Source organism: Labrys sp. (in: a-proteobacteria) (assembly GCF_047605565.1).
Taxonomy (GTDB): Bacteria; Pseudomonadota; Alphaproteobacteria; order Rhizobiales; family Labraceae; genus Labrys; species Labrys neptuniae.
In genome coordinates this window covers 132,504-146,119 of record NZ_JASGFM010000006.1, presented here as the reverse complement: position 1 = coordinate 146,119, position 13,616 = coordinate 132,504, and the positions used below count along the sequence as shown (strand labels likewise).

Below are 13,616 nucleotides of genomic sequence, written 5' to 3'. Positions count from 1 at the left end.
GAGGGGTGGCAGCACCAGCCAGTAGCGAAGCAGCCGCGAATTTGCTCAGATGGCGCAACAGGCTCGCGCCCGGAGCGGCCTGGGGGAAAGACGGCACAATGGTCAGCGATGTCGCCATCATCGGCGCGGGGGTCGTGGGATGCGCGATCGCCCGACGCTTTGCGCTGGAAGGGCTCGCCATCACCCTGATCGAGGCCGGCGGCGACATCCTCTCCGGTGCCAGCAAGGCCAACAGCGCCATCCTGCATACGGGCTTCGACGCTCCGCCCGGCAGCCTGGAACTTGCCTGCATCCGCGCCGGCTACGCCGAATATCTCGAGATCCACCAGGCTTTGGGGCTGCCGCTCCTGCGCAGCAGCGCGCTCGTCGTCGCCTGGAACGAGGCCGAGGAAGCCGGCCTGGCGGGTATCCGCGCCAAGGCACTGGAAAACGGCATCGACAATGTCGCGCTGATTGGCCGCGCCGAATTGCGCGCCAGGGAGCCGGGGCTATCGGAGGCGGCGCGCGCCGCCCTCTTCGTGCCGGACGAGGCCCTGATCGACCCCTGGAGCCCCTTCCTCGCCTATGTCGAGCAGGCCATGGCTCATGGCGCCACCGTCCTGCGCGGCACCCGTGTCATCGGCGGCCAGTTCGACGGCCGGATATGGCGCCTGGAAACCACGGCCGGGCCCGTCGAGGCTCGCAGCGTGATCAATTGCGCCGGCAACCATGGCGACGAAATCGACAAGGCGCTTCTCGGCCAGTGCGCCTTCGAGATCCGTCCGCGCAAGGGCCAGTTCGTGGTGTTCGACAAGGCGGCCTACAGGCTGGCTGCGGCCATCATCCTGCCGGTGCCCAATGAACGCACCAAGGGGGTGGTGGTCACGCGCACCGTCTTCGGCAACCTGCTCGTCGGCCCCACCGCCGAGGAACAGCAGGACCGCGACCGGGCCGATGTCGACCACGACGCGCTCGAAGCCCTGATTCGCCGGGGCATCGAGATCCTGCCGGCCCTGGCCGGCATGCCGGTGACCGCCTGCTATGCCGGGCTGCGGCCGGCCACGGAGAAGAAGGACTATCGCATCGATGCCTATGCCGAGCGCAACTGGATCAGCGTCGGCGGCATCCGCTCGACCGGCTTGTCCGCCTCACTCGGCATAGCCCGCCATGTGCTGCGCCTCTACCAGGAGGCAGGCGGCAGCATCGCGCCCGTCGCAGCCGGCCCCACCTTCCCGATGCCCAATCTCGCCGAGCACCTGCCGCGCGATTACGACCGGCCGGGTTACGGGGAAATCATCTGCCACTGCGAGCTGGTAACGAAGCGCGAAATCGAGACTGCCCTGTCCCGCCCGCTGGCTGCCGGCGATTTCGGCGGCCTGAAGCGACGCACGCGTTGCGCCATGGGGCGCTGCCAGGGCTTCAACTGCAGCGCCAGGCTGGCGAGCCTGACCCAGGGACGTTTTACCGTGCCCCTCGACAGCGGAGTGGCGCGATGAGTGCCGCCAAGGCGATAACCCCGGATGTCCTCGTCGTCGGCGGTGGTCCCGCCGGCCTGTCGGCGGCAACGACGCTCCGGGAACTCGGCGTCGACAAGGTCGTGCTGCTCGAACGCGATACGGTCGTGGGCGGTATTCCCCGCCATTGCGGCCATTCGCCCTTCGGCATGCGCGAATTCCGCCGCATCCTCTCCGGCACGCGCTATGCGGCCCGGCTGGAGGCCCGTGCGAGGGACCGCGGCGTCGAGATCCTCACCCGGCATAGCGTGCTCTCGGTCGGGGACGGCGTTGTCAGGGCGGTATCGCCTGATGGCCCCAGCGAGTTCAGGCCGCGGCGCATCCTGTTGGCCACCGGCACGCGCGAGGCTTCGCGTGCCGCGCGGTTGGTGTCGGGCGAGCGCCCGCTCGGCATTCTCAACACGGCCGCCCTGCAGGCCTATGTCTATCTGGAAAAGCTCGCGCCCTTCCGCCGGCCGGTGATCGTCGGCACCGAACTGGTGGCGATGTCGGCCATCCTCACCTGCCTGTCGGGTGGCATCCGCCCGGCCGCGGTGATCGAAGCCAACGCCGACCCCACGGCTCGCTTTCCCTTCTGGCTGCTGCCGCGCCTGCTCGGCATTCCCGTGCACTACCGCACCGAAATCGGCGCCATCAATGGCAAGGACCGGGTGCAGGAGGTGCTCGCGCGCTCGCAGGCGGGAGAGCTCGGCATCGATTGCGACGGCGTGCTGTTCACCGGCGCCTTCACGCCGGAATCGGCCTTGGCGCGCCTCGGCGGCCTGGCGATCGACCAGGGCAGCGGCGGGCCTGTCGTCGATGCCTTCGGCCGAACCCGCGACGGCGCGATCTTCGCCGCCGGCAACCTGCTGAGGCCCGTGGAGACCGCCGGCTGGTGCTGGGCCGAGGCGCGGCGCATTGCCGGCAGCATCGCCCGCGACCTCGAAGGCGGACTGTCCCCGCGCCGTGCCAGCATTCCCATTCGCACCGGGGCGGGCATCAAGCTGGTCGTGCCCCAGGAAATCGACTCCAAGGAAATCGATCGCGTGGATCTGCCGCGCGCCTTGCCGGAACTCCAGCTGCGCTTCTCTGAACGGCTGAGAGGAACCCTCACGCTTTCGGCCGGCGATTCCGTGCTGTGGTCTCGGAGGATCACCTCGGCGCCGGAAAGGCGTATCCTGATTCCCACCGCGCATCTCGCCATCCCGCCTGCAGCGACCGAGCTGACATTGCAGGTGGTCCAGAGCAAAGCGCCATAGGAGCAATTCTCGATGGCAAATATCGTTGCGATCGACCAGGGCACCACCTCCACCCGCTCTCTGGTGGTAGGCGAAGACGGCGCCATCGCCATCGTCAAGGCGATCCGGCATGGCCAGCATCATCCCAATCCGGGCTGGGTCGAGCATGATCCGGAAGAATTGCTGGCCAATATCCGGATCTGCCTGGAAGCCGCCGGTCCGGCAGCGGCGATCGGCCTTTCCAACCAGGGGGAAAGCTGCCTGGCCTGGGACGCCGTCACCGGCAAGCCTTTGTCGCCCGTAATCGTCTGGCAGGATGGTCGCACGGCGGATCTGGTCGAAGGGCTGCGGACGGACGGCAAGGCCGCGACCGTGCTGGAGCGGGCCGGCCTGCCGCTCGATCCCTATTTCTCAGCCACCAAATTCCGCTGGATGCTCGACAACCTGCCCGAGGTCGCCAAGGCCCGCGTTGCGGGACGGCTGCGCCTGGGTACCACCGATGCCTTCTTCCTGCAGCGCCTGACGGGCGAGTTCGCCACGGATGCGACCACGGCGTCCCGCACCTCGTTGATGAACCTGGCGACGGGGGCCTGGGACGAGGAGCTCTGCGCCCTGTTCGGCGTGCCCCTCGACAGCCTGCCGCCGATCCGGCAGACCGTGGCAGCCTTCGGCAGGACGCAGACCGGGCCGATCACCGCGTCCCTGGTCGATCAGCAGGCCGCGCTCTACGGCCATCGCTGCCGTCGGGCCGGCGACCTCAAGATCACCTTCGGCACCGGCGCCTTCTGCCTGGCCGTCACCTCGACAATTCCCAAGGCGCCCTCGCTGACCGGCGGACTCTTGCCGACGGTGGCCTGGCATATCGGCGATCGCCCGACCTATGCCCTCGACGGCGGCGTCTACGATGTCGGCTCGAGCATCGAATGGGCGGTCAAGACGGGCATCGCCAGCGGTGTCGACGATTTCCATCAGTTCCGGCAGCCGCCGGCGATCGAACGCGGGCTCGTCTTCGTGCCGGCCTTTTCGGGCCTCGCCTGCCCGCATTGGGACCGCACCGCCGCCCCCGTCATCATCGGCCTGACGCCGGCTTCCGATTTCGCGGACCTGCGCCAGGCCCTGCTCGAAGGCATTGCGCTGCTCACCTGCGACATCCTGGCGGCAATGGAGGCCGAGGTGCAGACCGGCGACGTGATCGCCATCGATGGCGGCTTGTCGCGCAGCCCCTATTTCTGCCAGTTCCTGGCCGACAGCGCCGGCAAGGCCGTCGCCTTGTCGGATTTCGACGAGACCACGGCCCTGGGCACGGCCCAGCTCGCGGCCCTCGGCATCGGCCTGGAAATACCGGCCGTGGCTGCCGCCAAGCGCAAGCTCTACGAGCCGAAGAACGCCCCTCGCCAGCAATGGCGTGCCCGCTTCCGCAGCGCCGTCGGCCGGACAACGGGCTGGCGCTGAGGGCGATTGGAACATTGTCCGGAGATGTTGCCTAAATGTGCCTTCCTTGATTTTGTTGGGTCACGCCGCCCCTCACCCTTACCCTCTCCCCGCAAGGGGCGGGGAGAGGGGGCACAGGCGTCGTGATTGATTCCCCCAACACTCCATCTCGCCTGGCGGTTGGGCGAGATGGGACCGTTTCGACACGAAATACTCGGTAGTCCCCCTCGCTCCGTTTTGCGGGGAGAGGGTAAGGGTGAGGGCTACGCGACCTTGGCAACAGAGGTGAGCAAGGTGGCGACTTTCCAGCCCAATCCGGCAAGGCCCGTCAAATGGCAGATTGCATGCTGTTCAACAAACCCAGTTCGCCCAGATCCCGGCGCAGGGTTTCCGGATCGCGGAAGCGGATCGCCTTGAAGCCGAGGCGTGAAGCTGTCGCGATATTCTCGGCATTGTCGTCGATGAAGACGCAATCACGGGGCGACAGGCTCGTTTCCTGCAGGAAAAGCTCGAAAATCGCCGGATCCGGCTTGGCCAGCTTTCTCTCGCCCGAGACGATCAGGACCTCGAAATGGGAGAGGAAGGCATAGCGCTCGGCCGCGATCGGAAAGGTTTCGGACGACCAGTTCGAGATCGCATGCAGGGCCACTTCCTCCCGGCGCAGTTCCTCCAGGATGGCGACCGTCCCCTCGATGGCGCCGCCCAGCATCTCGGACCAGCGCGTGTGAAAGGCCGAGATCAGCTCGCCATGATGGGGAAATTCCCCGGAAAGCTCGGCCACGCCTTCGGCAAACGGCTTGCCGGCATCGAACTGGCCGTTCCAGGCGGGTGTGCAGACCTCGGCGAGGAAGCGGCGGGCGCTCTCCTCGTCCGGCAGGAGCTGGCGGTAGAGATAGAGAGGATTCCAGTCGATCAGCACACCACCGAGATCGAACACCACCGCCTTGATCGGGTCTGCCACGACTTTCTCCGTTTGCTTGTTTGTGCGTCTATTTGCGTTAATATGCATTTTTACGCGATTTCATGCGCGAATGCAACGTCCCTCCTCGCCTGTCTTCGTGGCATGCTGCCTAATATCGCGCCTTGCCTTCCCGGCGCGCGCGCCCGAAATTGCCGGAATGAACGATACGCCCCTGCATGTCCTGCTGATCGACGACAATGCGATGAGGGCGTCCGTCATCGAGGAAGGCCTGCGCGAGGCGGGGCACCAGCGCGTCACCATCATCACCCAGATGCGCCATCTGCTGCGACAGGTCGTCGAGGCCGATCCCGACGTCATCTTCATCGATCTGGAGAACCCCAATCGCGACGTGCTGGAGCAGATGTTCCAGGTCTCCCGCAGCGTGCACCGCCCGGTGGTGATGTTCGTCGACCAGTCCGACAAGGCCGCCACCGAGGCCGCCATCGATGCCGGCGTCTCGGCCTATGTGGTCGATGGCCTGCGCAAGGAACGCGTCCGGCCGATCCTCGACATGGCCATCAGCCGCTTCAACGCCTTCCATCGCCTGCGCGAGGAGCTCGACCGCACGCGCCAGGCCCTCGAGGACCGCAAGACCATCGACAAGGCGAAGGGCATTCTGATGAAGCGACGGGGCATCAGCGAGGAGGAGGCCTATGCCCTGCTGCGCAAGACGGCGATGAATGAAAGCCGGCGCGTGGCCGAGGTGGCGCGCAGCCTCGTCACCGCTGCCAGGCTACTGGACAAATAGGCCTGATATGAGCGGTCACGACGCGGACGGCGCAAAATTCCAGGAGTACGGGCGATGAGCAGCAAGGACAGGGACAGTACCGCCGATCTGACGCTCGGCTTCATCCCGCTCGTCGACGCCGCCCCCCTGATCGTTGCCAGGGAAAAGGGCTTCGCTGCGGCCGAAGGCCTCGAACTCAGACTGGTACGGGAAACCTCCTGGGCCAATATCCGCGACCGCGTCATGCTCGGCCATTTCGATGCCGCCCATATGCTCGGGCCGATGCCGATCGCCTCCACGCTCGGCCTCGGGCATGTCGAGGTGGCGATGATCGCCCCCTTCTCGCTCGGCCTCGGCGGCAATGCCATCACGCTCGCGCCGCCGCTCTTTGCCCGAATGGAGCAGGAGGGTGCGGATCTTGCCGCCGGCCCGGCCGCCATCGGCGCCGCACTGGCCAAGGTGGTCTCCAAAAGGCAAGCGACGGGCAAGGCTCCCCTCACCTTCGCCGTCGTCCATCCCTTCTCGGGGCATAATTACGAACTGCGCTATTGGCTGGCCGCGGCCGGCATCGATCCCGACAGGGATATCCGGCTGGTTGTCCTGCCGCCCCCCTTCATGGTCGATGCCATCCGCGAGGGCCAGATCGATGGTTTCTGCGTGGGCGAGCCCTGGAACTCGCTCGCCGTCGAGGCCGGGGTCGGCGTGATCGCGGTGACCAAATCCACCCTCTGGCGCCAGGGCCCCGAGAAGGTCCTCGGTTTCCGCGCCGACTTCGCCGAGCGCGCGCCGGACCAGCTTGCCGCTTTGCTGCGCGCGCTGCATGCGGCGGCACGCTGGGCTGGGGATGCCGGCCATCACGACGAGCTCGCCCATATCCTCGCCGCGCCTGTCTATCTCGACCGGCCACCCGAGATCATCGGCCGGGCGCTCAGCGGCACCCTGGTGCGCCGCCAGCACGAAGCCGCCGCCGATATCCCCGACTTCCTGGTCTTCCATGACCATGCCGCCAACTTTCCTTGGGCGAGCCACGCCCTCTGGTTCTACTCGCAGATGGTGCGCTGGGGCCAGGTTGACTACAGCCCCGCCTTGGTCCGCCGAGCCGGCCAGGTCTATCGCCCGGACCTCTATCGCGCCGCCCTCGCCGGCACCGGCATCGACCTGCCCCGGGCGAGCGCCAAGGTCGAAGGCGCCCTGCGGCTGGCCACGCCGGTCGCCTCGCGCCACGGCACCATGGTGCTCGGCCCGGACGGCTTCTTCGATGGCAGGCTGTTCGATCCCGACGATATCGAAGCCTATCTGCGCTCCTTCGGGCCTCGCCATTCCTGACGCCGGCATCGTAAGCACGCTAAGGGCATCCGCACCAATGAGTGCCTTGTTTGATAGGTGGCACCGCCCCTCACCCGTACCCTCTCCCCGTCAGAACGGGGCGAGGGGGACTTCGGCCGAGCATTTCGGTCTGAGAGCACCGCATCTCGCTCCACGGTTGGGCGAGATGACATAGCTGAGGATCAAGCGCGGCGCCTGCGCCCCCTCGCCCCGTTCTGACGGGGAGAGGGTACGGGTGAGGGGCGGCGCAAGGCGGAAGAAGCGTTTTCTAGAAACGGCCCGCCGAAAATATCGGCAAATCCATGCTGCGGCGCACAATATTTGATCTTGCCTAAAAAAGCAGCCTGCTTCTAAACTGCACAGACTAAGAGACACAGGTCTCTTTCCGCAGCAGGGTCAATGATGGCTCGATAAGCGGTTTTCCTTGAAGATTCTGGGCCGAAAAGCCCGGCGTCCACTGACGGACGCGAAACGGCAACGCCGCCGAACGATTCCTGCTGCCTCTCATCGGCGGGAATGGTTCGGCGGCTTTTTGTTTTGGCGCATTCAAGCACGCGGAACACGACGATGCAGACGCGGGACTTTCTCAAGGCCGGTCATTGGCCCACCCTCTTCGCCGCCTTCTTCTATTTCGACATGAGCTTCATGGTCTGGGTGATCCTCGGGCCCCTCGCCGTGCAAATCGCCGGCGACCTTCACCTCGATGCCGCCCAGAAGGGCTTGATGGTGGCCCTGCCCGTGCTCGCCGGCGCCTTCCTGCGCGTGGTCAACGGGTTCCTGGTCGACTATCTCCGGCCCAAGCTCACCGGCATCCTGGCGCAGCTCGTGGTGATCGCCGGCCTCCTCGGCTTCTGGGCCGTCGGCATCGACTCCTACAGCCAGCTGCTGTTTCTCGGCCTCATCCTGGGCATGGCCGGCGCGTCCTTTGCGGTAGCGCTCCCCCTCGCCTCGCGCTGGTATCCCCCACACTACCAGGGTATCGCCCTGGGCATTGCGGGCGCCGGCAATTCCGGCACGGTGTTCGCCGCCCTGTTCGCGCCGCTGCTCGCCACCATGGTGGGTTGGACCAACGTCATCGGTCTTGCCGCCATCCCGCTGGTCGTCGCCCTCCTGGTCTATCTCGCCTGCGCCAAGGACAGCCCCAACCAGCCACCGGCCAAGTCGTTCGGCGAATATGCCAGGATCCTGCGCCAGCCCGACGCCTGGTGGTTCATGTTCTACTACGCCGTCACTTTCGGCGGCTTCTCGGGCCTCGCCTCCTCGCTCGGCTTCTACTTCAACACCCAGTACGGGCTCGACGCCGTCACGGCGGGCTATTGCACGGCAGCCTGCGTGTTCGCGGGCTCGCTGTTCCGTCCCATCGGTGGCGCCGTCGCCGATCGCTTCGGCGGGATTCGCGTCCTCAGCGTGCTTTATGCCGTGGCCGCCGTCGCGCTGATCCTGGTGAGCTTCGGCTTCGCCCAGCTCTGGCTCGGCCTTGGTATCCTCGTCGTCGCCATGCTCGCTCTGGGCATGGGCAATGGCGCGGTGTTCCAGCTCGTGCCGCAGCGCTTCCGCGCCGAAATGGGCGTGATGACCGGGCTGGTCGGCATGACGGGCGGCGTCGGCGGCTTCTACCTCGCCTCCAGCCTCGGCCTCTCCAAGCAGTTCACCGGCACTTACCAGGCCGGCTTCCTGATCTTTGCCTTGCTGGCAGTGCTGGCCTTGACCGCCCTCACCCGCGTCAAGCGCCGCTGGCGCACGACCTGGACCCTCGAGGACGGCACCGCCACCGCCAGAATCTGAAATGGCCAGAATCTGAGGATCGAGACATGACGGAAAAGCTCCTGATCATCGGCAACGGCATGGCCAGCGTCAGGCTGTGCGAGGAACTCGCCGCTCACGCGCCGGGCCGGTTCGAAACCACCGTCGTCGGCGCCGAGCCGCGGCCGGGCTACAACCGGGTTCTGCTGTCAGCGCTGCTCGCCGGCGACATCGGCAGGGACGGCATCAATCTGCGGGACGAAGCCTGGTATGGCGCCCAGGGCATCCGTCTGATCACCGGGCAGACCGTCACCGGCCTCGATCCAGCGGCCCGCACCGCCCATCTCGCCAATGGCACCGTCCTGTCCTTCGACCGGGCCGTGCTGGCGACGGGATCCTCCGCCATTCGCCTGCCCATCTCCGGCATGACATTGCCAGGGGTGATGACCTTCCGCGACCTCGCTGACCTGCCGGCCCTACAGGAAGCAGCCCGTCTCAACCGGCGCATCGCCGTAATCGGCGGCGGACTGCTGGGCATCGAGGCTGCCTATGGCCTAGCCAAGGGCGGGGCCAAAGTCACCCTCGTCCATGTCATGGACCGCCTGATGGAACGCCAGCTCGATCGGCGAACCGCCGCCTTCCTCAAGCGGGCGGTGGAGCGCAAGGGCATCCGTGTCATGCTCAATGCCCAGACCCAGGAGGTCGCAGGCGAAGGCAGGGCGCAGGCCCTCCTCTTCGCCGATGGTTCGCACCTGCCCGTCGACATGGTGGTGGTCGCCGTGGGCGTGCGTCCCAATATCGGCCTCGCCAAGAGCGCCGACCTGCCTGTCAGCCGCGGCATCCTGGTGGATGACGGCCTTGCCACCGTGGTGCCCTTCATCCACGCCATCGGCGAATGCGCCGAACATCGCGGCCAGGTCTACGGCCTGGTCGAGCCCGCCTATGAGCAGGCGCGCGTGCTGGCACGCCGCTGGGGCGGCGACACCAAGGCCGCCTATGAGGGTACCGCCCTGTCGACCAACCTCAAGGTCTCCGGCATTCCGGTGTTCTCCGCCGGCGACTTCCTCGGCGAGGGCAATGACGACATCCTGCTGGAGGATCGCGGCGCCGGGCTGTGCAAGCGCCTGGTCCTGAAGGACAACCGCCTCATCGGCGCCGCCATGGTCGGCGAGGCCGAGGACGCCGTCTGGTACAAGGACCTGATCCGCCGGGGCAGCGACATCTCCGCCATCCGAGAAAGCCTGATCTTCGGCCGGGCCTTCTGCGAAACCGCACCTTCGCGGGTTCTGAGGGAGGCTGCATGATGGGCGGCGACTTCACCTCCGACCAGAAACGCTACCTCGAAGGTTTCGTCTCCGGCATGCAGGCCGTGGGCGGCGCCAAGGCGGCGCCCGTGGCGGCAGCACCTGTCCCCATGGGCCCGGACGCCACACACCTTCAGGCGCAGGATGCCGTAACTGCCGGTGGCGGCAAGCTTGTCGACCAGGAGAAATGGAAGCGGGCCGAACATCCCTTCGATGCCTATCCGCGCCTGAAGGCCCAGGCCAGGGACGGCGCCTTTCCCAAGCCCGAGGACAATTTCCGCTGGCGCTATTTCGGCCTGTTCTATGTGGCGCCCGCGCAGTCGAGCTACATGGTACGGCTGCGCATTCCCAACGGCATCCTCAACCATTGGCAATTCGCCGGCATGGCCGACGTCGCCGAGCAGATGGGCGGGGGCTATGCCCATGTCACCACGCGAGCCAATCTGCAGATCCGCGAGGTGATGCCGGATAATGCGCCCCGCGTGGTCGAGGCCATCCAGGATCTCGGCCTGTGCTCGCGCGGCTCGGGGGCCGACAATATCCGCAACGTCACCGGCTCGGCCACCGCCGGCATCGATCCGCAGGAACTGGCCGACACCCGGCCGCTCGCCCGCGAATGGCACTATCACATCCTCAACGACCGCTCGCTCTACGGCCTGCCCCGCAAGTTCAACGTGGCCTTCGACGGCGGCGGGCGCATCGCCACGCTGGAGGAGACCAACGACATCGGCTTCCAGGCCGTGCGCATCGGCGGCGAGATCTGGTTCCGCCTCGTGATCGGCGGCATCACCGGCCATCGCGACCTCGCCCGGCCCACCGGCGTATTCTGCAAGGCCGAGGAATGCTGCGCCATCGCCGACGCCATCGTGCGGGTGTTCATCGACAAGGGCGACCGCACCAACCGCACCAAGGCGCGCATGAAATATGTCCTCGATGCCATCGGCTTTCCGGCCTATCTCGAAGCCGTCGAAGCCAAGCTCGGCCGCAAGCTCACCCGCCTGTCCGAGGACGGGGTCGAGCCCCGTCCCGCCTTCGACCGCCTGGCCCATATCGGCGTGCACCCCCAGAGCCAGCCGGGCCTGAACTGGATCGGCGTCACCCTGGGCGTCGGCCGGATGGATGCCGGCCAGATGCGCGGCCTTGCCGCCATCGCCCGCGATTTCGGCGACGGCGACATCCGCCTCACCGTCTGGCAGAACCTGCTGATCTCCGGCGTGGCGGATACGAAGCTCGAAGACGCCAAGGCGGCGATCGAAGCGCTCGGCCTCGACTGGAAGGCAACCTCGCTGCGCGCCGGCCTGGTGGCCTGTACCGGGGCCACCGGCTGCAAGTTCGCCGCCGCCCACACCAAGGAACACGCCCTGGAGATCGCCGATCATGTCGACGCCCGGCTGGCGCTCGACGTGCCCGTGAACGTGCATCTCACCGGCTGCCATCATTCCTGCGCCCAGCATTATATCGGCGACATCGGCCTGATCGGCGCCAAAGTGACGCTCAACGAGGAGGGCGACCAGGCCGAGGGCTATTCGATCGTGGTCGGCGGTGGCTATGGCGACCAGGCCAGGATCGGCCGCGAACTCTGGAAGGAGATCCGGGCCGAGGACTGCCCCGGCAAGGTCGAGGGCCTGCTGCGCCTCTATCTCGAACGCCGTCAGGATTCGACGGAGAGCTTCCAGGCCTTCACGACCAGGCACGAACCGGAAACCTTACGCGGCCTGGTCGACGACAGGGAGCTTGCCGGCGTATGAACATGATCGCCATCCCGCCCCAGCGTTCGCTCATTCCCGAAAGCGCGCCCTTCAGCCCGGAGCAGAGGGCCTGGCTCGACGGCTTTTTCGGTGCTGTCCTCGCCGCCCAGAGCGGCACCGCCGTCGCCGACATGCCGGGTGCCGCTACGGCCGGGCCCGATCAGCCTGCCGGCCCCACTTTGGCCGACAATGACGAGGCGCCCTGGCACGACCCGAGCATGGCGCTCGACGAACGCCTCGCTTTGGCCAAGGACAGGCCGCTGGCCCCGCGCCTGATGGCGGCAATGGCCCAGCAGGATTGCGGCCAATGCGGCTACAACTGCGCCGACTATGCCAATGCGCTCTTTCTGCGCAAGGAAGAGCGCCTCACTCTGTGCGCGCCCGGCGGCAAGGAAACCGCCCGCATGCTCAAGGCCCTGGCGCAGGAGATCGGGCAGGGCGGCACCGCTTCTCCTGCAAGCCCTGCCGCGAAGGCCGAGGAGGCTCCGACCGAGGTCAGCCAGCCCCCGGCTGCTGCCGGCCTGCCCGGCCGCTCGCGCGACAACCCGGTCGCCGCACGCTTCCTCTCGCGCCGCCGGCTGAATGGCGAGAAATCCGCCAAGACGACCTGGCATGTCGAATTCGACCTGTCCGAGAGCGGGCTCGATTATATCGCGGGCGATAGTTTCGGCGTGGTCCCGAAGAATCAGGCGGGCCTCGCCGACCAGATCATCGCCCTGCTCGGCGCCCGCCCCGAAGCCCCGATCGACGGCAAGAGCCTGCGTGACAGGCTTATCGAGGATTTTTCGCTCGGCACGCCGCCCGACAGCCTGTTCCAGCTCCTGTCCTATCTCAGCACCGGCGATCTGCGCCGCAAGGCCCGGGCATTGGCCAATGGCGAGGATCCGGACGGGGACGCGGCAACGCTCGACGTGCTCGCCGTGCTCTACAAGTTCCAGGGTATCCGCCCCGGCGCCGAAGCCTTCCTCGAGGCCCTCGATCCCTTGCAGCCCCGGCTCTATTCGATTTCCTCCTCGCATAAGGCCAATCCGGGCCGGATCTCGCTCACCGTGGATACGGTGCGCTACCGTATCGGTGCGCGCGACCGGCTCGGCGTTGCCTCGACCTTCCTGGGCGAGCGCATCGCCGAGGGCGAGGAGCTCAAGGTCTATGTGCAGAAGGCCCACGGTTTCCGCCTGCCCGAAAACGGCGAGACGCCGGTGATCATGGTGGGGCCGGGCACGGGGGTTGCCCCGTTCCGCGCCTTCCTGCAGGAGCGCAAGACCGAGAGCGCCAGCGGGCGCAACTGGCTGTTCTTCGGCCATCAGCATCGCGACCATGATTTCTTCTACGAGGAGGAATTCGCCGCCATGCGCGAGAGCGGCCTGCTCACCCGCCTCTCCCTCGCCTGGTCACGCGATGCCGAGGGCAAGTTCTATGTGCAGGACCGCATGCGCGAGGTCGGCGCCGATCTCTGGCGCTGGCTGGCCGAGGGCGCACACTTCTATGTCTGCGGCGACGCCAAGCGCATGGCGCGCGATGTCGAACGCGCCCTCGTCGACATCGTGGCGCAATGGGGCGCCCGCTCCACCGAGGAGGCGGCCAGTTTCGTCAACGGCCTGAAGAAGGCCGGCCGCTACCAGGCCGACGTGTATTGAGGGGGGCGGCGCGATGACACCCTTACCCA

At 67.0% G+C, this 13,616-nt stretch carries 10 protein-coding genes; 9 read left to right on the top strand and 1 reads right to left on the bottom strand.

Translation table 11 applies throughout. The annotated features are described in order from the left end of the window. The first annotated feature begins 98 nt into the window (after positions 1-98). Genes QM672_RS08640 through QM672_RS08630 form a run of 3 tightly spaced genes read left to right on the top strand, consistent with a single transcriptional unit; the run spans position 99 to position 4,162 of the window. Positions 99-1,475 carry an NAD(P)/FAD-dependent oxidoreductase gene (locus QM672_RS08640; protein WP_415081959.1) on the top strand — a complete coding sequence of 459 codons (1,377 nt, stop codon included), beginning with the start codon at positions 99-101 and terminating at the stop codon, positions 1,473-1,475. Continuing rightward, on the top strand, positions 1,472-2,731 hold the full coding sequence (locus QM672_RS08635) for an FAD-dependent oxidoreductase (protein WP_415081957.1): 1,260 nt from the start codon (positions 1,472-1,474) through the stop codon (positions 2,729-2,731). Before QM672_RS08640 ends, QM672_RS08635 begins: the two co-directional genes overlap by 4 nt. Before the next feature lie 12 nt (positions 2,732-2,743). After that, complete coding sequence (locus QM672_RS08630) at positions 2,744-4,162, top strand: FGGY family carbohydrate kinase (RefSeq protein ID WP_415081955.1); 1,419 nt, start codon at positions 2,744-2,746, stop codon at positions 4,160-4,162. Between the two features lie 307 nt (positions 4,163-4,469). Here the strand turns inward: QM672_RS08630 and QM672_RS08625 are convergent, their stop codons facing one another. Continuing rightward, positions 4,470-5,102: an HAD family hydrolase gene (locus QM672_RS08625; RefSeq protein ID WP_415081953.1), complete on the bottom strand. Its 633-nt coding sequence runs from the start codon at positions 5,100-5,102 to the stop codon at positions 4,470-4,472. Between the two features lie 157 nt (positions 5,103-5,259). On the opposite strand from QM672_RS08625, the gene QM672_RS08620 reads away from it, so the two are divergent. From QM672_RS08620 to QM672_RS08595, 6 genes are all read left to right on the top strand, one after another. Beyond that, a complete protein-coding gene (locus QM672_RS08620) occupies positions 5,260-5,850 on the top strand; it encodes an ANTAR domain-containing response regulator (protein WP_367623491.1) in 591 nt (196 codons plus the stop codon). 54 nt (positions 5,851-5,904) lie between these two features. Beyond that, positions 5,905-7,155: a CmpA/NrtA family ABC transporter substrate-binding protein gene (locus tag QM672_RS08615; protein WP_415081950.1), complete on the top strand. Its 1,251-nt coding sequence runs from the start codon at positions 5,905-5,907 to the stop codon at positions 7,153-7,155. Positions 7,156-7,722: 567 nt separating this feature from the next. Further along, on the top strand, positions 7,723-8,940 hold the full coding sequence (locus QM672_RS08610; protein ID WP_311934024.1) for a nitrate/nitrite transporter: 1,218 nt from the start codon (positions 7,723-7,725) through the stop codon (positions 8,938-8,940). A 26-nt stretch (positions 8,941-8,966) separates the two neighbouring features. Then, positions 8,967-10,202 carry an NAD(P)/FAD-dependent oxidoreductase gene (locus QM672_RS08605; RefSeq protein WP_415081947.1) on the top strand — a complete coding sequence of 412 codons (1,236 nt, stop codon included), beginning with the start codon at positions 8,967-8,969 and terminating at the stop codon, positions 10,200-10,202. Further along, positions 10,202-11,950, top strand: coding sequence for a NirA family protein (locus QM672_RS08600; protein WP_415082053.1), 1,749 nt, complete (start codon positions 10,202-10,204; stop codon positions 11,948-11,950). The genes QM672_RS08605 and QM672_RS08600 overlap by 1 nt, the downstream gene beginning before the upstream one ends. Beyond that, positions 11,947-13,587, top strand: coding sequence for a sulfite reductase subunit alpha (locus tag QM672_RS08595; RefSeq protein ID WP_415081945.1), 1,641 nt, complete (start codon positions 11,947-11,949; stop codon positions 13,585-13,587). The genes QM672_RS08600 and QM672_RS08595 overlap by 4 nt, the downstream gene beginning before the upstream one ends. The last annotated feature ends 29 nt before the right edge of the window (positions 13,588-13,616 follow it).